Raw genomic sequence first — 23148 nt, 5'->3', positions numbered from 1 at the left:
CGAGATTACGGTACGCCCGGTGCCCGGGGCACACCGTGGTCCGCCGTACGCGGTGCGGGGCCGCGGGCGCGCGCCCGCGGCCCCGCACCGGCGTCAGCCGGTCAGGCGTACGGGGTTGACCACGTCCGCGATGAGCACCAGCAGCGTGAAGCAGACGAAGACGCCCGCCACCACGTACGCCACCGGCATCATCTTCGCCACGTCGAACGGGCCGGGGTCGGGGCGGCGCAGCGCCCTGGCCAGGCCCCGGCGCAGCGACTCCCACAGGGCGCCCGCGATGTGGCCGCCGTCCAGCGGCAGCAGCGGCAGCATGTTGAACAGGAACAGGGAGAGGTTGAACAGGGCGAGGGTGAGCAGGGTGATCGCCACCCGCTGCTCCGCCGGGATCTCCAGGGCGAAGATCTCCCCGCTGACGCGGGCCGCGCCGACCACGCCCATCGGGGAGTCCTGCTCGCGCTCGGCGCCGGCGAAGGCCGCGTTCCACAGGCCGGGGATCTTCTCCGGCAGGCGGGTCAGCGCCTCCGCGCCGGCGACCATCATGTCGCCCATGCGGTCGACGGCCTGCGGGAAGGACTGCTCGACCACTCCGGTGGCCGGGGAGAAGCCGAGGAAGCCGGTGGTGACGTACTCGCCCTCGACGTAACCGCCGCGCCCGTCGGACTTGGCGACCTGGTTCTTCACCAGGTCCGCCCGGAGGACCTGGCGCTCGCCGTCGCGCTCGACGGTGATGGTGGCCGGCCCGATGGTGTCGCGGATGCGCCGCTGGAGCTCGTCCCACTCGGTGACCTCGGCCCCGTTGAAGGCCACGATGGTGTCGCCGGGCTTCAGCCCGGCGGCCTTGGCCGGGGAGTCGGGGGCGCCCTTGGGGCAGGTGTCGGTGCGCTCGGAGACCTTGACCACGCACTCGGAGACGGAGGAGACGGTGGTGGTCGTGGTGTTGATACCGAAGGTCATCAGCGTGCCGAGGAAGATCGCCACGGCCAGCACCAGGTTCATGAACGGGCCGGCGAACATCACGATCACGCGCTTCCAGGGCTTGCGCGTGTAGAACATCCGCTTCTCGTCGCCCGGCTGGAGCTCCTCGTAGGCCGCCGCGCGGGCGTCCTCGATCATCCCCCGGAAGGGGGAGGTGGAGCGCTGCCGGACGGCTCCGTCGTCGCCGGGCGGGAACATGCCGATCATGCGGATGTAGCCGCCCAGCGGGATCGCCTTGACGCCGTACTCGGTCTCGCCCTTCCTCCGCGACCACAGGGTGGGGCCGAAGCCGACCATGTACTGCGGCACGCGGACGCCGAACATCTTGGCCGTGGACAGGTGGCCCAGCTCGTGCCAGGCGATGGAGAACAGCAGGCCGACGACGAAGACGACTATGCCGAGGATGGTCATCACCGTCGTCATGCGCGTGCCTCCGCCGTCGGTCGTGTCATGTGTGCCGCCAGTTCGCGGGCGCGGGCGCGCGCCCAGGTCTCGGCGTCGAGCACCTCGTCCAGGGTCAGATCACTCCCCTTGGGGGTGCCGTGCTCCTCGACCACCGCGGCGACGGTATCCACTATGCCGTTGAAGGGCAGCCTGCCGGACAGGAACGCCTCGACGCACTCCTCGTTGGCGGCGTTGAACACCGCCGGCGCGGTGCCGCCCAGGGCCCCGACGTGGCAGGCCAGCGCCACGGACGGGAAGGCCTTCTCGTCCAGCGGGAAGAACTCCCAGCTCATCGCCTTGGACCAGTCGAAGACGGGTCCGGCGTCGGGCACCCGGTGCGGCCAGCCGATGCCGAGCGCGATGGGCAGCCGCATGTCGGGCGGGCCGCACTGGGCGATGGTGGAGCCGTCCCAGAACTCCACCATCGAGTGGATGTAGGACTGCGGGTGGACGACGACCTCGATGCGGTCGAAGGGGATGTCGTACAGCAGGTGCGCCTCGATGACCTCCAGACCCTTGTTGACCAGGGTGGCGGAGTTGACCGTGATCACCGGGCCCATCGCCCAGGTGGGGTGGGCCAGGGCGTCCTGGGTGGTGACGTGCTCCAGCTCCTCGCGGGTGCGTCCTCGGAAGGGGCCGCCGGAGGCGGTCACCAGCAGCTTGCGCACCTCGGAGCGAGTGCCGCTCATCAGCGCCTGGAACAGCGCGGAGTGCTCGGAGTCGACGGGGATGATCTGCCCCGGCTCGGCCAGCGCCTTCACCAGGGGGCCGCCGACGATCAGGGACTCCTTGTTGGCCAGGGCCAGGGTGCGGCCCGCCCGAAGGGCGGCCAGGGTGGGGCGCAGGCCGATGGAGCCGGTGATGCCGTTGAGGACGGTGTGGCACTCGGAGGCGGCCAGTTCGGTGGCCGCGTCCGGCCCGGCCAGCACCTCGGGCAGCGGCTCGGCGGAGCCGTGGCGGGCGCGCAGCGCCTCGCGCAGCTCGCCGGCCCTGCCCGGATCGGAGACCGCGACGGTGCGGACCTTCAGCTGGTGGGCCTGCTCCGCCAGCAGCTCCACCCGGCCGCCCGCGGCGGACAGCGCGGTCACCCGGAAGCGGTCGGGGTTGGCCAGCACCACGTCGACGGCCTGGGTGCCGATCGATCCGGTGGAGCCCAGGATCACGATGTCGCGCGGGCCGTCCCCGGCGGGGGCGTCGGCCGGGTGGCGCAGATGCGGGTCTGCGAGGGGGGCGGGACTGTCGGTCATCCCCCTATTGTGTCCGGTCCGCGAGACGGCCCGGACACCGCGTCGCGCCGCGCCGCCCCGCGCCACCTGGCCGCCACCCCGCCGGGCGCCGGGCGGGCACCGGCCGGGTGGCGTAGGGCCCGCCCGCCGGCCGGTGCGCAGCCCCCTCCACCGCCGCCCCGGCCGTGGACGGCGAGGCCGCACGGGGGGCGGGGACGACGGCGCGCTCGACGCCGTCGGATTGACGGCGGCCTCTTGACGGCGGCTTCTCCCCGAAGGTGAGACCGCCGCCGGGCCGCCTCCTTCCGAAAACCGTTGCCGCTCACCCGGAGGCGAGGAGCCAGGCGGCGCCGGATGCGGACAGCACGGTGAGCGCCGTCAGGACGGTCTCGGCCACCGCGAGCGCGTAGCGCGTCACCGCGCCGGCCGCCGCGCCCACCGCGTCCGGCAGTCGGCGCAGGCGCTGACCGGGCAGGACAGATGCCCACTGGGCCGCCCTGTGGCGACCCGCGCCCACCCGGCGTAGGCGAGCGGCGCGGTACGGGTGCCGCAGTGGACGCAGGCCCGGCCGTTGAGGCGGTCGTCGGGGGTGTCGGCGGGCAGTTCGATCACCGTCTCGGAGGCGGCCCGCCTCGGCAGCGGCGCGGCGCTCACGCCCACCCCTCCGTCCGCTCGCACCGGTCGCGGCGCTCGATCAGCCGGCCGAGCTGCGCGTAGTGCAGTTCCAACTGACCCGGCTCCAGCACCATCTCGGTCTCGACGGACATGCCGTCGTCCCCGTGGACGGTGACGGGGACCGTCACCCGGTCCCGCACCCGGTCGTACCGCGCGTCCCTCTTGCTTGGCGTTGCGTGCATCTCTCGCACTCCCGACATCCGATCACCGGACTACAAGCGCCCGGTGTGACGACTTGGACACCCAACGTGTCGGATTCACCATGGCATCGCAACCCTTCGAAGTGCAACACAAACACTTAACTTCGCCATTTCGCACACCCACGGCCCGCTTCTTCGGCAAACTGATCTCTCGTCAAAGCCGTTGAAGGAGAGCCCATGCCTGCCGACCCCAAGCCCACAGTCCGACGCCGTCGGCTGGGATCAGCGCTGCGGAGGCTGCGCGAGGCGAAGGACCTCACGCTGGAGGACGCGGCACGTCACCTGGAGTGCCACAAGGCGACGATCTCCCGCTTGGAGCTGGGCCGTTCCGGGGTGCGAACTCGCGACCTGCGTGCGTTGCTCTCGCTCTACGGCGTCACCGAAACAGCCCGGATCGACGCCTTCCTCGAGATGGCCCGCAAGGGGAAGGAGTCGGGCTGGTGGCAGCGCCACGCCGGCGTACTGCGCCCCGGCTACACGGACTTCATCGAGCTCGAAGCCGAAGCGGCTGAGATCGGCTGCTACGAACCGCTCCTCGTGCCTGGCCTCCTTCAAACCCGTGACTACGCTCGCGCCGTGATCAGCGCCTATCCATCGGTACGCACCGAGGAGGATGTCGAGCACAGGCTCGAGGTACGCGCCAACAGGCAGAATCTGCTGACCGATGGACGGGGCATTCAGCTCTGGGCCGTGATCGGGGAGGCGGCTCTGCGCAGCAGGATCGGCGGTCCGGAAACGATGGACCGACAGCTCCACCACCTGCTCTCCCTGACCGAGCTGCCCAATGTCACCCTCCAGGTCCTTCCGATCGACGCAGGGGAGCATCCCGGTGGCAACGGACCGTTTGTGATCTTCACCTTCCCGCTGCCGGAGGAGAGCCAAGTGGTCTGCGAAGAAGGCCTGATCACGACCGTCTACCTGGACAGCCCGGACGAGGTGAAGACATACGCTGATGCCCTCGACGCACTACGCGCGGCAGCACTCAGCCCTCGCCAGTCCCACGCAGCGATCGCCGAGTTGCTGACCGACCGGTAGAGGAGATGGAGCAGATGGTGAAGGAATCGAACAGCGCCGACATACCGAGCGGCTGGCGCAGGTCCAGTCACAGCGGCGGCGAGGGCAACTGCGTGGAGGCTGCCGCCCTGCCCGGCGGGCGGACGGCCGTGCGGGACTCCAAGGACCCCGCCGGGCCGGCGCTCGCCTTCGGCGCCGCGCCGTGGGCGGCCTTCCTGGAGCAGATGCGCGCGGAGGGCTGACCGCGCGCCGGGGCGACGTAATCCCGTTGCCCGCACCCGACGCGGCGGCGCAGACTGCCCCGGTGCTGATCCGACGCGAGAGCCCCGCCGACGTCTCCGCCGTACGCGCCGTGACCGGGGCGGCCTTCGCCGCCCGGTCGCAGACGCCCGTCCCGGTGGAGGTCACCCTCCTGGACGAACTACGCGGCTGCGAGGCATGGTTGCCCGCGCTGTCGCTGGTGGCCGAAGGCCCCGGCGGCGAGGTCGTCGGCCATGTGGTGTGCACCCGGGGGTACATCGGCGCCGCGCCCGCCCTGGGGCTCGGTCCCATCGGCGTCCACCCCGGCCACCAGGGACGCGGCACCGGTTCGGCACTGATGCACACCGCGCTCGGCGCGGCCGACGCCCTCGGTGAACCGCTGGTGGCCCTGCTCGGCGACCCCGCCTACTACCGCCGCTTCGGCTTCCGCACTTCCACCGAGTACGGCATCAACCCGCCCGACCCGGCCTGGGGCGAGTACTTCCAGGTCCGCACCCTCGCCGCGTACTATCCCGAAGCCCCCGCCCTGCGCGGCGCTTTCGCCTACGCCGAGCCGTTCGGCCGGGTGTGAGCGGGCGCAGAGCCGAAAGCTCCTCCTGGGCACTGCACGATTCCATGCGGATCCGCCGTCCCGGACCGCATGCGTTCGCGGCGGGCCGACTGCTCCCTGCTCTCGGGTCCCGGGTGCCCTGCTGACAGCGGATCCGGTTCAGGAGACGACGACTCCTCCCAGATCATCGGCCGCCTCGCGCCCCAGGGACCTGTCGCAGAACTGGATGGACCAGTTCCCCGCCGTGACGATGAACCTGGGGAGTTCCGGCACGCTGATGGCCAGGCGCAGTGCGTCGTCGCGCTCGGCGGACGTGTCGTGCAGTTCCAGATAGGCGCAGGGCTCCTCCGACCGCTGCGTCACGCACGTCATCGCGTCCGCCGCGTCCTTCTCCCTCTCACGCATCTCACACCCCACGGAGGCATCCAGCGCGTCCGCGAGCGAGTCGAGATCCTTGTAGCGAGGTTTCTTCGGAATGTCGGGCAACGGGAACAGCGGCGGAAGGACGACGGCGTCAAGCGCCTCGGCGACCTGGGGCGCGTATGCGGGCTTCAGCACACGGATGTACCAGTTGCCGGCAGCGACCAGCGTGTGCTCGTACGGCTCCTCTCGACGACTGGCGATAGAGCGCCCGATCTCGTCCTCCGCGACAACCCCGGTGTCGAATACCGAGACCTCGTTTTCGAACCGTTCACCGTCGATACTCGCCACACAGTCGAGGCCGGAACCAGAACCCACCTGCCCCTGTCTGCGGCGAAGCACACCGCAGTCGATCCCTTCCTTTCCAAGCGCTGCGATGAGTTCGTCCGCGGTGTCGAACCGAGGCTCCGCCGGAACATGACCGGGGATGGGCTTCAGCGGGCTCGCGCTGCCGCTCGAAAAAGAATCACAGGCAGTGATCGCCAGCATAAAACATACAGCGTATACTGATATGAGTTTTCTCATCGGTTCGCGCCCGTCAGCCGTCCAGGTCAGGGGAATTCGATTCAAAGATGGTTCCGGGATCGACGGGGAATGGGTCGTTCTCTTCCGCTCCGATGCCAGCGGAGGGACCACCGATGTCATAGATCGGGTCTATACTGAAGCGGTGCCCCCTGGGGACCTGCGACTCCATCTGGTCGATGGCACGAGACCTTTCCTCCTCAGGCAGGGCGTACCAGGCCATGGCATCCTCTATATGCGGGACAATTCTGTCCCAGTTCTCTCCCCGGGGCCTGATGTCGTTTTGCCTCTCCTCGGACTCGTCGCCGTACTGTTCGTTCAACTCCCTGACCGCAGGCGTGTCAGCCGAGTACAGGATGAACAGGTCCTTTTCCGTGTTAGCCCCGTACGGGTTCTCCTTGAGATCTTGCAGATGGTAAGCGCTGAGCCGTACGTTCAACCCCGGGTCAGCCTCGATCTCGGCGGCAAGCTCCGCGTCGCTCACGTCTCCCAAGGATCTCCCATCAACCAAACGGAAACCCTGTGGATGGTTCTCTATGGTTCTGCGCGCTGTTTCCAGTTTCATATGGGTGATCCCCAGCGACTTCTCGGGGTAGGGTCCCACAGCGAGGCTCCAGTTGAAGAGCCGGCCGAACTCGGTGACCGGCCCGCGCAGGCTGGGGCTGTGGTTCTGGTGCCACTGCTGTTCCTGCCACAGGACGGCCAGCAGAAGCTTCCGGCTCATACCCGTCTCCAGCGCGGCCCGGTCCACCGCGGCGAGAACTGTCGGCGGGACGTTGATCCGGTGGAGCCCGTCGAGTCCGCCCGACAGACGTAGCGCGATGCCCAGCGGACTGTCGTCCTTGAGCGCGTCTCTCACCAGCTTCGGATCACCGATGTCGGTGAGACCTTCGATGGTACGCAGGGCCCGCGCGGCCTCGATGTCCGCACGGGTGGCCTTCGACAGCGCGGCGGAGATGACGTCGCGGGCGTGCTCCACCGGCTCCAGGTGCTGGCCGCCGCCCCTGGGGCCCATGACGGAATGGGCCGACTGCACACGGCCGCTGTCGTCCACCTTCAGATCGTGCCTGCGTGCGTAGTCGAGTGCGCTGTGCAGGTCCCTCTGCGCGTCGGCGATGTCATCGGCGAGATCGTCGTAGACGCGCGCCAGAGCGCGTAAGGCGACGGCGGCCGCCTCGTAGTCGTCGGCGTGCCTGACGAAGCGGCTGCGGGCGGCCTTGCCGGTGTCGCCCACCCAGCAGGTCCGTAGCGTCTCGGCCACCTCGTCACGGGCGTAGGAGGCGAGTCCGTCGCACTGCTTCGCCGCGGCCACCGCGTCGTCGGCGGCGTCCCGCCACTTCCGGGGACTGGCGGTGTCGAGTTCGGGGACGGAGACCATCAGGCGCCCTCCAGCCAGCGGGCCGACGCCCGAAGTCCGGCCGCCGTGGAGCGGTCCTGGTCGATCTGCTGGTCCATCGCCTTCGTCAGTGCGTCGGCGGCGTCCTCGACCAGATCGCTCAGGCCGTGGAGCCGCTTCTGCCAGGCGTTCACGCAGTCGTCGCTCGCGGCACCGGCAAGCCAACCGGAGTGACTTGTTCCCGCCGCCCGCGCATCGGCCAGCTTCGACTTCGACCGGGCGTCGGTGTTGGCCGTGCGGATGCCCGACGCCTTCGACCGGACCGGTCCGTCCTCCAGTCCGAAGTCCGCGTTTGCCAGGTCGGCCCCGCCCCGGCCACCGCCCTCCACGGACGCGAGCCGTGTCTGCGCCTCGCGCCTGCGGCTCGCCTCCGCCACGAGCTGATTCCACTCATCGTCGAACGACATGTCCCCCCTCATGTGTCCGGCCAGGGGCGAGCCGGTCTCTGCCTCCACTGGTGCAGCCCCCGCTGGTACAGAGGCATCCTGTAGTACGACCTTCTGCGGGGCAAAGGCATACCGGCTGGTTTCCGACAACCGCCGTCGCGCGGATCGGTCCGCCACAAGGCACGAGCGGAGCATCGACACCGGAGCGGACCAGCCATGAGGCGAGGTACGGGCCTGGGGGCCCGGCGATCCGGGCGGCGGTGGGGGCAGGGGCTGGGAGCAGAACCACCACGATGTCCACTCCGGTGTCGCCTTGCTTTCGCTGCCCGTGATCCGGACGGACACAGGCCGGCTCCACCAGCATGATCCTTTGCGATGCGGCTTCGAGCCGCCATTCCCACCACGATCCGCTTCACCGACGGTCTGCTCACCGTCACGTTCCCGGAATCGACCGGAAGCCCTGTCGCACCGTTCGCGGCCAGCCGCCCCGGCCCAGGAGGACCCCCCTGCTTGTGTGACACCTTCGCCTACGCCGAGCCGTTCGGCCGGGTGTGAGCAGAGGCGGGATCAGAGCGATCCCGGCGGAGCCAGCCACTGGGTGGGCTGGCCGGTGATCTCGGCGATGGTCTCGAAGTCGCGGTCGTAGTGGAGCAGTGTCAGACCCTGGAGTTCGGCCGTGGCGGCGATCAGGAGGTCCACGGCTCCGGCCGAACGATGCCGACCGACCTTCGTCAGCTCCCTCTGGACGTCCCAGGCGCGGGACACGGCCCGGTCGTCCAGAGGGCTCCAGCCGAAGATCGCGTCGAGGTCTGCCACCAGCTCGGCGCGGTCCTCGGTGTTCCGGGCGCTGTACAGGAACTCGACCTCGGTCACCGGGCAGCGCGCGATGATCCCCTCGGTCAGGGGTTTCTCCCAGGTGTCGCGCGCGGGCTGCCGGAGGATGCGTACCAGGGCGCTGGTGTCAATCAGGTAGACGGCGGCGGTCACGGTCGGTAGTTCTTCTTCTCCAGGAGTTCGTCGAACGCTCCGGCGTCCGCCTTCGCCGCGAGCCGGGCGAGCGCTATGGCACGGCGCTTGCGCTCCACACCCTCGCGCAGGGCGGCCGTGACCGTGTCCTTCTTGGTCTTGGTCCCGAAGGCGATCGCGGCGTCGGCGAGCAGTTTCTCATCGATGTCGATCAGCGTCTTGGCCACGGCCACACCTCCGAATATATCCATCTGGCAGTCGAGTATATCCCTGGTCCAGCCATGAGCCACCGCTTCACCCCTTGCCCGGGGATCGGCGGCTTCCTGACCGCAGGTGCGAAAACGGTCCGATCCCCGGTCGGGCACCGCTTCCCGCGTCAGTACGCCACCGTGAATCGCCTGCGGTGATGCCGGGGCCTCTCCGCCTCGTCCAGCAGGGCCACCGCAAGGTCGGCAACCGTGATGCGGGAGACGCCCTCGGCGTCGGTGATCAGTTCGTCGGCACCCAGCCGGTAGCGGCCGGTGCGCTCCCCCGGCTCCAGTTGGGCGGGCGGGCTGAGGTACGCCCAGTCCGCTGTGGAGGTGTCGGCGCGGCAGACCGCCAGTTGCTCGGCGCCGGCCTCGGCGACGGCCCGCCAGTCGGGGTGGAGGTACCGCGGGTCGTCGAGGACGGTACGGCCGCCGGTACCGGGCACGGTCAGGCTTCCGGCGCCGCCGACGAGCAGTAACCGGGCGCCCGCTTCGGCCGCGCCGGACAGCAGGGCCCGGGTGGTGGCGGCGAGTTCGCGCTCACGGCCGGGTGCCGGGCGGGTGGCGCCGACCACCACGTCCTGGCCGGCGCTCAGTTCGGCCACGTCCTCGGCGCTGCGGGCGTCGCCGGTGCGGCCCAGGGCGGCGGCGGGCAGCTCGGGCAGGCGGGCCGCGTCGCGGACGACGGCGGTGACCCGGTGGCCCCGGGCCAGCGCCTCGGCCACCACCTGACGGCCCACGCTGCCGGTGGCTCCGAAGACGGTGATGTGCATGGTTTTCAACTCCTTTGGAGTTCGGGGTTCTTGACTTCGGCGCGCACAGCAGGCACGGCGGGTGCGCCGGTTGCGGGGCGGGGCCGGGCCTGGGCCGCGACGAGGGCGGCCAGGACGGTGAGCGCGCCCACCGTCTGCGCCCAGGTCAGGTGCTGGCCGAGCACCAGCCATCCGAGCGCGGTGGCGACCAGCGGGCTGAGCAGGCCGAGGAAGGTGACGGTGGTGGGTGACAGGGCGCGGATCCCCCGGAACCACAGGGCGTAGGCGAGTGCCGCGCCGACGGTCGACAGGTAGCCGTAGCCGAGCAGGTTGCCGGCGGTCAGCCCGGCGGGCGGCGGCCCCTCGGCGGCCAGGGCGACGGGGAGCAGCAGCAGCCCGCCCGCGACGAGCTGCCAGCCGGTGACGGCGAGCAGGGGCGCGGGCACGGTCCACCGCTTGCTGAGGACGACGCCGGTGGCCATGACGGCCGCGCCGCCGAGCGCGGCGGCGACGCCGACCGCGTCCAGCCTCGCGTCGGCCCGCAGGACGAGCAGTCCGACCCCGGCCACACCCGCCACTCCGGCGAGCGCGGTGCGGAGGGTGAACCGCTCGCCCAGCACGGCGGCGGACAGCCCCGCGGCGATCAGGGGCTGCACCGCTCCGGCGGTGGCCGCGACGCCGCCGGGGAGCCGGTAGGCGGCGACGAACAGCAGCGCGAGGAACACCCCGATGTTGAGGGTGCCGAGCACGGCCGCGCGCCACCACCACTGCCCGGTGGGCAGGCGGCGGGTGAGGGCGAGGAGGAGAAGCCCGGCGGGCAGGGCGCGGAGGACGGCGGCCAGCAGCGGGCGGTCGGGCGGCAGCAGTTCGGTGGTGACGAGATAGGTGGTGCCCCAGATGGCCGGGGCCAGGGCGGTGACCAGCAGGATTCCGGCTCGATTACTTAGCACTAAGGAAAAGTACCTCACTGCTAAGCAACCCGGCCATGGCGAGTGACGCATCTCTCACCACTAAGGCACCGAGTAAGGTGAGGGCATGGCCGATCACGTCGACCGAGTGCTGGAGCAGTGGGCCCGCGAGCGCCCCGACCTGGACGCCTCCCCGATGGGGGTGATCGGGCGGCTGGGCCGCCTCTCCCGGCTGATCGACGCCGAACTTCGCCGCACGTTCGCCGCCCACGGCCTGGACCACGCGTCCTTCGACGTCCTGGCCACCATGCGCCGCAGCGGGCCGCCGTACCGGCTGAACCCGGCCGAGCTGATGCGCTCGGCCATGGTCACCTCCGGGGCCATCACCCAGCGCCTGGACCGGCTGGAGGCACGCGGCCTGGTGGCGCGCTCCCCCAGCGAGACGGACGGCCGTGGCGTACACGTCACCCTCACCGAGGAGGGGCACGCACTGATCGACCGGGTGCTGCCGGACCACCTGGCCACCGAGCACCGTGTCCTGTCCGGGCTCACCGACGCCCGGCAAGGCGAACTCGCCGGACTGCTGCGCGAGTTGCTGGAGTCGCTCGGGGACCGGGTGCACTGAGCCGGGCGCGCCGACGGACCCGGCCGACGCGCCCGCAACCGACCCTCAGGGGATGGGGCGGTGGACGTCCGTGCGGGTGGAGGGGCCGGGGGCGGCTTCGGCGATCCAGGGGCCGGGGGTGGAGGGGTCGACGACGCCCTCCTCCAGCCAGGCGTACGCGCCGCCCAGGACGCCGCGCACGACCTTGCGGTCGATGTCGTCGGTGTTGTCCCACAGCCGTCCGAAGAGTTCCTCGGCGCGGAGGCGGGCCTGGCGGCAGAAGGCGTCGGCGAGTTGGTAGGCGGCGCGGCCGTCTTCGCCGCGGGCGCGCAGCATCTCCGCCCGCACGCAGGCGGCGCTCATGGCGAACAGTTCGGCGCCGATGTCGACGATCCTCCCGAGGAAGCCCTGCCTGCCCTCCAGTTTCGCCTGCCAGCGGGACATGCCCAGGAAGGTGGCGCGGGCCAGGCGGCGGGAGGCGCGTTCGACGTAGCGCAGGTGGGCGGCCAGGTCGGGGTGGCCGGCGGGGTGGAACTCGCGGTAGGAGCCGGGCAGTTGGCCGGGCCCGGCGACCAGTTTGGGCAGCCAGCGGGCGTAGAAGCCGCCGGCGCGGACGGCGGCGCGGCCCTTGTCGGTGAGGGTCTTGTCGGGATCGACCAGGTCGCCCGCGACCGACAGGTGGGCGTCGACGGCCTCGCGGGCGATGAGCAGGTGCATGATCTCGGTGGAGCCCTCGAAGATGCGGTTGATGCGCAGGTCGCGCAGCATCTGCTCGGCCGGTACGCCGCGCTCGCCGCGGGCGGCGAGTGAGTCGGCGGTCTCGAAGCCGCGCCCGCCGCGGATCTGGACCAGCTCGTCGGCCATCTCGTAGGCCATCTCGGAGCCGTAGAGCTTGGCGAGGGCGGCCTCGATGCGGATGTCGTTGCGGTCGTCGTCGGCCATCTGGGAGGCGAGGTCGAGGACGGCCTCCAGGGCGAAGGTGGTGGCGGCGATGAAGGAGATCTTGCTGCCGACGGCCTCGTGGCGGGCGATCGGCTTGCCCCACTGCTCGCGGGCCGCGGACCACTCGCGGGCGATCTTCAGGCACCACTTGCCCGCCCCTGCGCACATCGCGGGCAGGGAGAGGCGGCCGGTGTTGAGGGTGGTCAGCGCGATCTTCAGCCCGGCGCCCTCAGGGCCGATCCGGTTGGCGGCCGGGACGCGGACACGGTGGAAGCGGGTGACGCCGTTCTCGATACCGCGCAGGCCCATGAAGGCGTTGCGGTTCTCCACGGTGATGCCCTCGGAGTCGGCCTCGACGACGAAGGCGGTGATGCCGCCCTTGTGGCCCTCCGAGGCCGGTACGCGAGCCATGACCACCAGCAGGTCGGCGACGACGCCGTTGGTGGTCCACAGCTTCACGCCGTCCAGGACGTAGGCGTCGCCGTCGGGTACGGCGGTGGTGGCCAGGCGGGCCGGGTCGGAGCCGACGTCCGGTTCGGTGAGCAGGAAGGCCGAGATGTCGCCGCGGGCGCAGCGCGGCAGGAACGCCTTCCTCTGCTCCTCGGTGCCGAACATCTTCAGCGGCTGGGGCACGCCGATCGACTGGTGTGCCGACAGCAGCGCGCCGACGGCGGGGCTGGCCGATCCGGCCAGGGCCAGGGCCCGGTTGTAGTGGAGCTGGCTCAGGCCCAGGCCGCCGTACTCGGGGCCGATCTTCATACCGAGCGCGCCGAGTTCCTTGAGTCCCTTGACCACCTCGTCGGGAACCAGGCCCTCGCGGTCGATGCGCGGGCCGTCGATCTCCGTCTCGCAGAAGGCCCGGAGCCTGGCGAGGAACTCCTCACCGCGCCGGGCGTCCGCGTCGGCGGGCCGGGGGTGGGGGTGGATCAGGTCGAGGCGGAGGCGGCCGAGGAAAAGCTCCCTGGCGAAGCTCGGCTTGCGCCAGTGCTGCTCCCTCGCGGCCTCGGCCACCTGTCGTGCTTCGCGTTCGGAGACGGTCATCGCGGTTCACCTCGCACTGCCGGGGACTGCGGAGAACTGCCGGGGCTGCCGGAGAACTGCCGGGAACTGCGCAACGGGTGCTGCGCGATGCGTGTACCCGTTGTGCGCGGTACGTACCGTTTCCGGGGCGCGGTGCACCCGTATGCGGCCATCTGTTGAAGCGCTTCGACAACCCGTCGCAGAGCATCTGGACAGGCGGTCAGGTCGGGTTTAGGGTCGGTCCGCAGATTCCCTGTCGAAGCGCTTCACCTCAGCCGCTTCCCGCACCGCCCTGGAGAGCCCATGGTCACCCTCGCCGAGGTCGCCCGGCATGCCGGAGTCTCCGCCAGCACCGTGAGCTACGTCCTCAGCGGAAAGCGTTCCATCTCCGCCGCCACCCGCGAACGCGTCGAGCAGAGCATCCGCGAGCTGGGCTACCACCCCAACGCCGGCGCGCGGGCGCTGGCCAGCAGCAGGTCGAACGTCATCGCCCTGATGATGCCGCTGCGCACCGACATGTACGTGCCGGTGATGATGGAGATCGCCCTGGCCGTCGCCACCACCGCCCGCGCCCACGACCACGACGTGCTGCTGCTGACCGGTGAGGAGGGCCCGGAGGCGGTGCGGCGGGTGGTGGGCAGCGGGCTGGCCGACGCGATGATCCTGATGGACGTCGAGCTGGACGACGCCCGCCTGCCGCTGCTGCGCGACACCGGGCGCCCCGCCGTGCTCATCGGCATCCCCGCCGACCCGTCCGGGCTGACCTGCGTCGATCTGGACTTCACCGCCACCGGTGCGCTGTGTGTGGAGCATCTGGCCGAGCTGGGTCACCGCGACGTCGCGGTGGTCGGCGAGGCGGCCGCCGTCTACGAGCGCCACACCGGTTTCGCCGAGCGCACCCGCGACGGGCTGCGCGCCCGCGCCGCCGAGCTGGGGGTGCGGCTGCTGCACCGGCCGTGTGAGGGCAGTTACGCGGCGATGGCCGGGACGCTCTCGCGCATCCTCGACGAGCGCCCCGGCACCACCGGCTTCGTCGTGCAGAACGAGGCCGCCATCGACCCGCTGCTGAGCCTGCTGCGCCAGCAGGGCCGGGCCGTGCCCGAGGACGTCTCGGTGGTCGCCATCTGCCCGGACCAGGTGGCCGTCCAGGCGTCCGTGCGCCTGACCTCGGTGGCCATCCCCGCCCACGAGATGGGCCGCCGCGCGGTGGAGCTGGTGATGGCCAGGGTGCGCGGCGAGCGCGGGGAGCGCCTGGAACTGCTGCCCCCGCGGCTGACGGTGCGGGCCAGCTCCGGCCCGGCCCCCGCCGCCCGCTGACCCCTCACCCGCCGCTCCCCCTCCTCCCCCCTCCTCCCCCTCCTCCCCCATCCTCCCCGGCTCTTCCCGCTCTTCCCGCCCGCGACCGGTCCGCACACCGACGAGCCCCTCAGGAGCCCCGTGTCCACACCCGCCTTCTCCCCTCCCCCCTCCTCCCTGGCCCAGTCCTCACCCACCCGCGGCACCTTCCGCACCCGCGACGGCGCGCTGGAGTGGCGCGGACGGCAGGAGACCGTACGCGTCGAGCCCTGGGGCCCGGACGCCGTACGGGTGCGCGCCCGGCTGGGCGGCCCGGTCCTGGACGGGCTGCCCGGCGCGCTCCTGGCCGACCCGCCGCCCGCCGAAGACGGGCCGGACATCCGGATCGAGGACGACCACGCGCGGGTGACCTGCGGCGCGATCACCGCCGTGGTGAGCGCCGACGGCATGCTGCGTTTCGTGCGCACCGGCGACGGCGCCGAGCTGCTGTCCGAGGACCGCGCGCACTTCTGGTGGCCCGGCTCCCGGCTGCACACCGCCACCGGCAACGGCTACCACCGCCTGGAGCAGCGCTTCGCCGCCTACGAGGATGAACGGCTGTACGGGCTGGGCCAGCACCAGCACGGGCTGCTGGACCAGAAGGGCGCGGTGGTCGACCTCGTCCAGCGCAACGCCGAGGTCTCCGTCCCCGTGCTGACCTCCAGCCGCGGCTACACCCTGCTGTGGAACAACCCGGCCGTCGGACGGGTGGAGCTGGCGCACAACGGCACCCGCTGGGTGGCCGACTCCGCCCGCCAGATCGACTACTGGATCACCGCCGGCGACCCGGCCGACGCCCAGCGCCGCTACTCGGCCGCCACCGGCCGCAGCCCGATGCTGCCCGAGTGGGCGGCCGGCTTCTGGCAGTGCAAGCTGCGCTACCGCACCCAGGAGGAACTGCTGTCGGTGGCACGGGAGTACAAGCGGCGCGGGCTGCCGCTGTCGGCGATCGTCTGCGACTTCTTCCACTGGACGCATCTGGGCGAGTGGAAGTTCGACCCGGCCGAGTGGCCCGACCCGGCGGCCATGGTCAAGGAGCTGGAGGGGCTGGGGGTGAAGCTGGTGGTCTCGGTGTGGCCGTCGGTCTCGCCGCTGAGCGAGAACCACGGGCCGATGGAGCAGCAGGGCCTGTTCATCGGCACCGAGTACGGGCCGATGGCGCACGCCGACTGGCCGGACAAGGGGGTGGCCGAGCCCGTCCAGGTCGCCTTCTACGACGCCACCAACCCCGACGCCCGTGACTTCGTGTGGTCCCGCATCCGGGAGAACTACCTGTCGTACGGCATCACGGCGTTCTGGCTGGACGCGGGTGAGCCGGAGCTCAAGCCCGGCTTCGCGGCGAATCTGCGCTACCACGCGGGTCCGGGTCTGGAGGTGTCCAACCTCTATCCGCGCGAGAACGCCCGTACCGTCCACGACGGTCTGGCAGCCGAGGGCGTCACCGAGATCATCTCGCTGAACCGGTCGGCCTGGGCGGGCTCCCAGCGCTACGGCGCCGCCCTGTGGTCCGGGGACATCGGCACCGACTTCGCCACCCTGCGCCGCCAGATCGCGGCCGGCCTCAACACCGCGCTGTCGGGCATCCCGTGGTGGAACACCGACATCGGCGGCTTCCACGGCGGCGACCCGGACGACCCGGCCTACCGCGAGGTGATGGTGCGCTGGTTCCAGTTCGGCGCGCTCTCCCCGCTGATGCGGCTGCACGGCTTCCGCGACCCGGGGATGCCGCTGGGCCCGGACATGACCGGCGGGCCCAACGAGGTGTGGTCCTACGGCGAGGAGGCCGGGGAGATCCTGGAGGCGTACCTGCGGCTGCGCGAGCGGCTGCGGCCTTACGTGCTGGAGCAGATGCGCGCCGCCCACACCGAGGGGCTGCCGCCGATGCGTCCGCTGTTCCTGGGGTTTCCCGGCGATCCGGCCGCATGGGAGGTGGACGACGCCTATCTGTTCGGGCCGGATCTGCTGGTGGCGCCCGTGCTGGAGGCCGGCGCCCGGGAGCGCACCGTGCACCTGCCGGCCGGCGCGGAGTGGACGGACGCCTGGACGGGCGAGAGGTACCCCGGCGGCGGGCCGGTCACCGTGCCCGCGCCGCTGGAGCGGATCCCGCTGTTCCTGCGGGACGGCGCCCGGCTGCCGGTCCGCGAGGACTGAGACGGTAGGCGACCTCCCGGGTACGCGGACGGCGCCGGCGGATGCGATCCGCCGGCGCCGTCGCCGTTTCCGCCGTGTGCGGGGCGTGCCCGCCGCCCTATGCGGACGGGTCCTCGCGCAGGACGGCGGCGCCGTGGCGGCCGAGCGTGATCGCGTGCTCGTGCCGCCGCCCGGTGAGCTCGTCGGTCGCCGGGACGGGCAGGGGGACGGTGGCCGGCTCGCGCCGGTGGTTGAGGACGAACAGCCACGCGCCGCGGCGTACGGCCTCCACTCCCGTGGGCAGTCCGGGAAGCGGAGGCCGCAGCCCGGCCTCGCCGGCCGCGCGGGAGAGCAGGGCGCGCAGCGCGGCGGGATCGGGGAGGGTGGACAGGTACCAGGCGGTGCCGTCGCCGAAGGGGTGGCGGGTGATCGCGGGACGGCCGTCGAGTTCGCCGCCCCGGTAGGCGGCCACGGTCTCGGTGCCGGGCAGGGTCTCGAAGTCCTCGCGCCACAGGGTGCCGACGGCGCCTTCCGCGATGTCGTCCCCGAAGGGGGCGAGCGGCTGGGCCTGGCCCTCGTCCAGCGGCCACCACTCGTGCAGGGTGCCGATGCCCAGCACCTCGCGCAGCCGGGCGTCCACACCGCCCTTGCGCACCCGGTCGTCGGTGTCGGCGACGCCGGTGAAGAAGCCGCACACCAGGGTGCCGCCGCCTCTCACGTAGGAGGCCAGGTTGTCGAGGGCGGCGTCGGTGAGCAGGTACAGATGGGGGACGGCGACCAGAGCGTAGCCGTCCAGCCCGCTCTCGGGGTGGGCGAGGTCGCAGGTCAGATGGGACTCCCACAGGGCGCGGTGCCAGGCGCGCAGCGGCCGCTCGTAGGTGAGGAGACTGGAGGGGCGGCCGGCGGACAGGGTGGCCCACCAGGCGTTCCAGTCGTGCAGTACGGCCGCCCGCGCGGTCACGGGCGAGCCGGTGAGAGCGCCCAGGCGGCCCAGGTCGGCGCCCAGTTCGCGCACCTGCCGGAAGGTGCGGCCGCGCGGCCCGGCGTGGGAGACCATCCCGGAGTGGAACTTCTCGCTGCCCTGCCGCGACTGGCGCCACTGGAAGAAGCAGATCCCGTCCGCGCCGCGCGCCACGGCCTGCAGCGACCACAGCCGCGTCAGGCCCTCGGGCCTGGGGTGGTTGACGCCGCGCCAGTTGACCGGTCCCGCGGCCTGTTCCATCAGCAGCCAAGGGCCGCGCGCCTGGGAGCGGGTGAGGTCCTGCACCAGCGCCCCCCACGCCGCGCCGTCGTCCCCCTCCGGGGCGGCGGGGTCGGGGTAGAGGTCGACGGAGACGACGTCCTCGCGCTTGGCCCACTCCCAGCCGTCCTGGCCGGCGAACAGGGGCATGAAGTTGGTGGTGACGGGGATGTGCGGGGTGCGGTCGATCAGGGCGTCGCGTTCGGCGGTGAAGCACTCCAGCAGGGCGTCGCTGGTGAAGCGGCGGAAGTCCAGCTCCTGGGTGGGGTTGACCATGTACTGGGCGCGGCGCGGCGGGATGATCTCCTCCCAGTCGCCGTAGCGCTGGCTCCAGAAGGCCGTGCCCCAGGCCTCGTTGAGCGCGTCCAGGCTTCCGTAGCGGTCGCGCAGCCAGCGGCGGAAGTGGGCTGCGGTGGCATCGCACCAGCAGGTGGTGCCGTACTCGTTGTTCACGTGCCACAGCCGCAGGGCGGGGTGGTCGCCGTAGCGGTCGGCGAGGTCGGCGGTGATGCGCAGGGCGTGGTCGCGGTAGACGGGCGAGGAGGCGCAGAAGTGGTTGCGCGAGCCGTACCAGATGACCGCGCCCGTCTCGTCGCGCGGCAGGGTCCCGGGGTGGCGGGCGCCCATCCAGGGGGGCGGGGAGGCGGTGGGGGTGGCCAGGCAGACGCCGATCCCGCCCGCGTGGAGCAGGTCCAGGACGCGGTCGAGCCAGCCGAAGTCACGCTCGCCCGGGCGGGGTTCGAGCCGGGCCCAGGAGAAGACGCCGACGGTGGCGAGGTTGACGCCCGCCTCGCGCATCAGCTCCATGTCCTGCTGCCAGACGGATTCGGGCCACTGCTCGGGGTTGTAGTCGCCGCCGTAGAGGATCCGGCCGCGGGTGACGTCGGCGAGGGTGGGCCTGGGCGGGGGTGTCACAGGATGCCTTCCGTAGTGGGCGCCGCGGTCGCCCGTGGTCGGTGGTCGGTGGCCGGATCGGTCCGGGGGTGGCGGAGGCGGGGAGGTGGCGGCGGGCGCGGTCAGCCCTTGACCGCGCCGATGAGCATGCCCTTCTTGAAGTGCTTCTGGACGAAGGGCGAGAGCACGGCGACCGGCACCAGGGCCAGCACCATCACGGCCATCTGCACCGAGAGGGTGTGGATCTGGCCGGTGTTGATGATCTGGGACATGCCGGCGGGCCGCTCGCCCTTGAGGACGATCTGGTTGAGCACCACCTGGAGCGGCATCTTGGTCTGGTCGTTGAGGTAGATGGAGGCGTTGAACCAGGCGCTCCAGTAGCCGACCGCGTAGAACAGCGAGATCACCGCCAGCACTGGTTTCGACAGCGGCATCACGATCCGCCACAGGATGCGGAACTCGCCGGCGCCGTCGATGCGGGCGCTGTCGATCAGCTCCGGCGCGGTGTTCATGAAGAACGCCCGCAGCACCAGGATGTTGAACACGCTCACCGCGCTGGGCAGGATCAGCGAGGCGTAGGTGTCGATCAGCCCGAGGGACTGGACCAGCAGGTAGGTGGGGATCAGCCCGGCGCCGAAGAACATCGTCGCCAGCAGGGTCATCAGCATCGGCCGGTGGCCGAAGGAACCCGGGCGGGACAGGCCGTAGGCGCACAGCACCGAGACGGCCATGCTGAACAGCGTGCCGGTGACGGTGACGCAGGCGCTGACGACGGTGGCCCGGGTGACCTGGCCTCCGGAGAGCAGCTCGCGGTAGGCCTCGAAGGTGATGCCGTCGGGCACGATCACCAGGCCGCCGGCCTCGCGGATGGTCTCGGCCGACGACAGGCTGGTGACGACCACGATCCACAGCGGGAAGAGGATCGCCAGGCAGGCGACGGCCAGCACCGCGCCCTTGGCGGCGGTGCCGACACCGCTGGGCGGCTCCTCCCAGGCGGGGCGCATCCGGGCTCCGGCGCCCTCCGTCTCGCGGTCCTCGGTCAGCACGCTCACTTCTTGTACACCCCCTGCTCGCCCAGCAGATGGGCGGTCTTGTTGGCGGCCAGCACCAGGCAGAGGCCGAAGACGCCCTTGACGATGCCGACGGCCGCCGCGTAGCCGAAGTCGCCGTTCTCCAGGCCGACGTTCCACACATAGGTGTCCAGCACCTCGGCCGCGCCGGTGCCCACCGCCGTGCGCTGCAGGAGTATCTGCTCGAAACCGACGGTGAGGGCGTCGCCGACGCGCAGCACCAGCAGCAGGGCGATCACCGGACGCAGCGCGGGCAGGGTGATGTGCCACATCCGCCGCCACCGGCCCGCGCCGTCCGCGGCGGCGGCCTCGTACAGCTCGTGGTTGACGGCGGCCAGCGCGGCGAGGAAGACGATGATGCCCCAGCCGGCGTCCTTCCAGATGGCCTGGAAGGTGATCAGGAACTTGAAGAAACCGGGGTCGGTCATCAGGTCGAAGCCGCCGCCCCAGCCCCTCTCGCGCATGGTCTGGGCGATGATCCCGGCGCCGCCGAGGATCTGCTGGAAGACGGTGATGACCAGCACCCAGGAGAAGAAGTGCGGCAGGTAGAGCACGCCCTGCGCCCAGGCGCGCACCCGGGGGCCGATGATGCTGTTGATCAGCAGGGCCAGCAGGATGGGGACGGGGAAGAAGAACACCAGCTGGATGAGGAAGATCAGCAGGGTGTTCTCGACCGCCGACCAGAAGTAGGGGTCCTCCCACATCCGCTGGAAGTTCTCGCCGCCGATCCAGGGACTGAGGGCGAAGGACTCGGTGAAGGAGTCGCCGAGGTAGGGGTCGAACTCCTTGAAGGCGACGACGTTGCCCAGCAGCGGTACGTAGGCGAAGACCAGGACCAGCAGCAGGGCGGGCAGCGTCATCAGGACCAGGGAGCGGTCGCGGCGCAGCCGGTGCCGCCGGGTGATGCCGCCGGGGGGCGGGGATGCCTTGGTCTTCCCGCGGCCCCCGCTCCCGCCTCCGTGTCCGTCCCCGCCTCCGCCGCCGTCCGCGTGCGGCGGTTCCCCGTCCGCGGTCGGCGAGCCGGCCGGGGCGGCCGGGGCGGCCGGGGCGGCCGGGGCCAGGTGGGGGGCCGGGGCCGTCCCGGTGGGGCCGGTGTTGCCGGCCGGTGCCTCGCCGGGGGCCGTGCTGTGGGACACGGGACTCTCCTCGTCAGCGTCGTTCCGGTCCCGGCCCGGTGGTGCGGTGCGCCGCGGTGGGCGCCGGGCCGGGGGCCTGTGGGCGCGGGTGCGTCAGGCGGCGGACTCGCCGACTTCCTCGATCAGCTTCCGGTACCAGTCGCGCAGGTCGTCGCCGCCGGCCCGGCGCCAGTCCTCGACGGCCTTCTGCATGTCGGAGACCTTCTTACGGCCGCGCACCACGTCGTTCTCCAGGTCCTCGAACTGGTCGCTCAGATTGGTCCAGCGGTTGGGTTCGCGGACCTGCATCCCGTACAGCAGGGGCTTCTTCATGAAGGCGCCCATCCGCTGCTGCCAGCCGCACCAGTCCCGCACCACCTGGGGGTGGTCGGGGAAAGCGGCGACGGCCTCGGCGCTGGCGGTGAAGAAGTAGGTGTCCTGGACTTCGGTGACGCCCTGCCCGGTCTTGGTGGGCACACCGTCCTCGAGCGTGTAGTGGGTGCCCTCCACCCCGTACCTGACCAGGCGGTTCTCCTTCGTCCCGTAGGGAGCGGCGGCGAAGTTGGCGATGGCCAGGCACTCCTGGACGGTCTCCTTGGAGGCCTTTCGGTTGATGAAGGCCCAGATGCCGGCCGGGTTGGCGAAGTACAGCTGCGGGTCGCCGCCGTCGTGGCCGAAGATGTCCATGCCCTGGACGCGGAAGTCGGGGTTCTGCCCACTCTGCTCGAAGGTCCAGCCGTACCACTTGGCGTTGCCGTCGTTCATGATCATCGACTGGCCGGCGGTGAAGCGGGTGCCGGCGTCGCCCCGGCCGGTCTTGGCGTCGGGGTGGACGACGCCGGCGGCGTAGAGCTTGCGGGTCCACTCCAGCGCCTCGAGGTAGTTGTCCGTCTCGATACGGTGGACGAGCTTGTCCCCCTGCCACTGCCAGCAGTACGGCTTGTCCGGCAGCACGCCGAAGATGTTGAACGCCGTCCACTTCATGTCCTCGCACGCCCACACCTTGGCCTTGGGCGCGGTGATCTCCTTGGCGAGGTCCATGAACTCCCGCGGGCCGGCGGGCACCTCCCAGCCCTTGTCCTCGAAGACGTCCTGGCGGTAGTAGGGGATGATGATGTCGACCGCGCCGGCCGGGATCGGCAGTCCTCTGAGCTTCCCGCCGAAGATGGACATCTGCCAGGCGGCGGTGGGGATCGCGGCGAGGTTGGGGTAGTCCTCGACCCTGTCGCCCGACAGGTACGGCCCGAGGTCGGCGAAGCGGCTGCCGATGGCGCTGGGGATCTTGCCCTGCATCTCCCAGCTGGGGATGACCACCATGTCGGGGATGCCGCTGGAGGCGAGGACGGCGCCGAGTTTCTCGCCGTAGGTGTTGCCGTCCTGGGTCTGCCAGTCGACCTTCACCCCGGTGGCCTTGTCGACGGCCCGGTAGTAGGCGCAGTCCTTCTCGGGCGGGGTGCCCCACAGCGGGCTCATGATGGCGACCTCACCGCCCCTGCCCAGCTTCTCGGGGACGGAGGCGGGCAGCGCGTCGTACGGCTCCGCCTTGCCGGTGAAGCCGGGGCGCGAGCCGTTCTCGCCGGGAATGTCCGGCTCGGCGACCTTCGAGGCGACGTACGCCGGGAGGATCTTCGCCGCGTCCTTCTTCGTCGTCGTGCCCTCGTTCCGGTTGCCGCCGCCCTCGGAGGAGCACGCCGACAGCAGCGGCACGCCGCCCACCGCCGCGGCGGCGACGGCCGTCGAGGCGAGGAAGGTTCTCCGGCTGGGGCTGGTGGTCTGGGACATGGCGGCAACCCTTCGTGGCGGCGCGTCGGCGGGACGGGCGGGACGGACGGCGTGCGGTCCCGCCGGTCGGGCA

At 71.5% G+C, this 23148-nt stretch carries 22 protein-coding genes; 6 read left to right on the top strand and 16 right to left on the bottom strand.

Annotated elements, in window-relative coordinates:
• Positions 1–93: 93 nt before the first annotated feature.
• From CUT83_RS24365 to CUT83_RS24350, 4 genes are all read right to left on the bottom strand, one after another.
• On the bottom strand, positions 94–1398 hold the full coding sequence (locus CUT83_RS24365; protein WP_101257977.1) for a M50 family metallopeptidase: 1305 nt from the start codon (positions 1396–1398) through the stop codon (positions 94–96).
• Positions 1395–2666 carry a 1-deoxy-D-xylulose-5-phosphate reductoisomerase gene (dxr, locus tag CUT83_RS24360; RefSeq protein WP_101257976.1) on the bottom strand — a complete coding sequence of 424 codons (1272 nt, stop codon included), beginning with the start codon at positions 2664–2666 and terminating at the stop codon, positions 1395–1397. Before dxr ends, CUT83_RS24365 begins: the two co-directional genes overlap by 4 nt.
• Positions 2667–3059: 393 nt before the next feature.
• Complete coding sequence (locus tag CUT83_RS24355) at positions 3060–3299, bottom strand: hypothetical protein (protein WP_143688617.1); 240 nt, start codon at positions 3297–3299, stop codon at positions 3060–3062.
• Positions 3296–3502 carry a hypothetical protein gene (locus CUT83_RS24350; protein ID WP_101257974.1) on the bottom strand — a complete coding sequence of 69 codons (207 nt, stop codon included), beginning with the start codon at positions 3500–3502 and terminating at the stop codon, positions 3296–3298. Before CUT83_RS24350 ends, CUT83_RS24355 begins: the two co-directional genes overlap by 4 nt.
• Positions 3503–3697: 195 nt before the next feature.
• On the opposite strand from CUT83_RS24350, the gene CUT83_RS24345 reads away from it, so the two are divergent.
• The 3 genes from CUT83_RS24345 (at position 3698) to CUT83_RS24335 (ending at position 5366) form a co-directional block, all read left to right on the top strand.
• Positions 3698–4555 carry a helix-turn-helix domain-containing protein gene (locus CUT83_RS24345; RefSeq protein ID WP_101257973.1) on the top strand — a complete coding sequence of 286 codons (858 nt, stop codon included), beginning with the start codon at positions 3698–3700 and terminating at the stop codon, positions 4553–4555.
• Between the two features lie 14 nt (positions 4556–4569).
• Positions 4570–4776: a DUF397 domain-containing protein gene (locus tag CUT83_RS24340; protein ID WP_101258025.1), complete on the top strand. Its 207-nt coding sequence runs from the start codon at positions 4570–4572 to the stop codon at positions 4774–4776.
• Between the two features lie 62 nt (positions 4777–4838).
• Complete coding sequence (locus tag CUT83_RS24335; RefSeq protein WP_101258024.1) at positions 4839–5366, top strand: GNAT family N-acetyltransferase; 528 nt, start codon at positions 4839–4841, stop codon at positions 5364–5366.
• A gap of 138 nt (positions 5367–5504) precedes the next feature.
• On the opposite strand, the gene CUT83_RS30500 is transcribed toward CUT83_RS24335, so the two are convergent.
• From CUT83_RS30500 to CUT83_RS24300, 7 genes are all read right to left on the bottom strand, one after another.
• Entirely contained in the window at positions 5505–6254 is a 750-nt protein-coding gene (locus tag CUT83_RS30500; protein ID WP_194074730.1) for a hypothetical protein, read from the bottom strand.
• A gap of 49 nt (positions 6255–6303) precedes the next feature.
• Positions 6304–7665, bottom strand: coding sequence for a hypothetical protein (locus CUT83_RS24325; protein WP_158239055.1), 1362 nt, complete (start codon positions 7663–7665; stop codon positions 6304–6306).
• The gene (locus CUT83_RS24320; RefSeq protein WP_101257971.1) at positions 7665–8090 is read right to left on the bottom strand and encodes a hypothetical protein; all 426 of its coding nucleotides are present in this window, start codon (positions 8088–8090) and stop codon (positions 7665–7667) included. Before CUT83_RS24320 ends, CUT83_RS24325 begins: the two co-directional genes overlap by 1 nt.
• Before the next feature lie 546 nt (positions 8091–8636).
• Entirely contained in the window at positions 8637–9056 is a 420-nt protein-coding gene (locus CUT83_RS24315; protein ID WP_101257970.1) for a PIN domain nuclease, read from the bottom strand.
• Positions 9053–9262 carry a type II toxin-antitoxin system VapB family antitoxin gene (locus tag CUT83_RS24310; RefSeq protein WP_093850760.1) on the bottom strand — a complete coding sequence of 70 codons (210 nt, stop codon included), beginning with the start codon at positions 9260–9262 and terminating at the stop codon, positions 9053–9055. Before CUT83_RS24310 ends, CUT83_RS24315 begins: the two co-directional genes overlap by 4 nt.
• A gap of 149 nt (positions 9263–9411) precedes the next feature.
• Positions 9412–10056 carry an NAD(P)-dependent oxidoreductase gene (locus CUT83_RS24305; protein WP_101257969.1) on the bottom strand — a complete coding sequence of 215 codons (645 nt, stop codon included), beginning with the start codon at positions 10054–10056 and terminating at the stop codon, positions 9412–9414.
• Between the two features lie 5 nt (positions 10057–10061).
• Positions 10062–10985, bottom strand: coding sequence for an EamA family transporter (locus tag CUT83_RS24300; protein ID WP_173915144.1), 924 nt, complete (start codon positions 10983–10985; stop codon positions 10062–10064).
• Positions 10986–11070: 85 nt separating this feature from the next.
• On the opposite strand from CUT83_RS24300, the gene CUT83_RS24295 reads away from it, so the two are divergent.
• Positions 11071–11568, top strand: coding sequence for a MarR family winged helix-turn-helix transcriptional regulator (locus tag CUT83_RS24295; protein ID WP_101257967.1), 498 nt, complete (start codon positions 11071–11073; stop codon positions 11566–11568).
• Between the two features lie 45 nt (positions 11569–11613).
• Here the strand turns inward: CUT83_RS24295 and CUT83_RS24290 are convergent, their stop codons facing one another.
• Positions 11614–13530: an acyl-CoA dehydrogenase family protein gene (locus CUT83_RS24290; RefSeq protein ID WP_101257966.1), complete on the bottom strand. Its 1917-nt coding sequence runs from the start codon at positions 13528–13530 to the stop codon at positions 11614–11616.
• A gap of 282 nt (positions 13531–13812) precedes the next feature.
• On the opposite strand from CUT83_RS24290, the gene CUT83_RS24285 reads away from it, so the two are divergent.
• Together CUT83_RS24285 and CUT83_RS24275 are read left to right on the top strand one after the other, a co-directional pair.
• Positions 13813–14826, top strand: coding sequence for a LacI family DNA-binding transcriptional regulator (locus CUT83_RS24285; RefSeq protein ID WP_101257965.1), 1014 nt, complete (start codon positions 13813–13815; stop codon positions 14824–14826).
• A 120-nt stretch (positions 14827–14946) separates the two neighbouring features.
• On the top strand, positions 14947–16995 hold the full coding sequence (locus CUT83_RS24275) for a glycoside hydrolase family 31 protein (RefSeq protein WP_101257964.1): 2049 nt from the start codon (positions 14947–14949) through the stop codon (positions 16993–16995).
• 97 nt (positions 16996–17092) lie between these two features.
• Here the strand turns inward: CUT83_RS24275 and CUT83_RS24270 are convergent, their stop codons facing one another.
• The 4 genes from CUT83_RS24270 to CUT83_RS24255 form a co-directional block, all read right to left on the bottom strand.
• A complete protein-coding gene (locus tag CUT83_RS24270; protein WP_240958359.1) occupies positions 17093–19129 on the bottom strand; it encodes a beta-galactosidase in 2037 nt (678 codons plus the stop codon).
• A 101-nt stretch (positions 19130–19230) separates the two neighbouring features.
• Entirely contained in the window at positions 19231–20112 is an 882-nt protein-coding gene (locus CUT83_RS24265) for a carbohydrate ABC transporter permease (RefSeq protein WP_101258021.1), read from the bottom strand.
• A gap of 44 nt (positions 20113–20156) precedes the next feature.
• Positions 20157–21314, bottom strand: a complete 1158-nt coding sequence (locus CUT83_RS24260) for an ABC transporter permease (RefSeq protein ID WP_240958358.1) — start codon at positions 21312–21314, stop codon at positions 20157–20159.
• Positions 21315–21407: 93 nt separating this feature from the next.
• Positions 21408–23075 (bottom strand): extracellular solute-binding protein, encoded by a 1668-nt coding sequence (locus tag CUT83_RS24255; RefSeq protein ID WP_101257963.1) that lies wholly within the window; start codon positions 23073–23075, stop codon positions 21408–21410.
• Positions 23076–23148 lie beyond the last annotated feature (73 nt).

Source organism: Streptomyces barkulensis (genome assembly GCF_002843305.1).
In the GTDB taxonomy this organism is placed as follows: domain Bacteria; phylum Actinomycetota; class Actinomycetes; order Streptomycetales; family Streptomycetaceae; genus Streptomyces; species Streptomyces barkulensis.
This window is presented reverse-complemented; position numbering and strand designations above follow the sequence as displayed.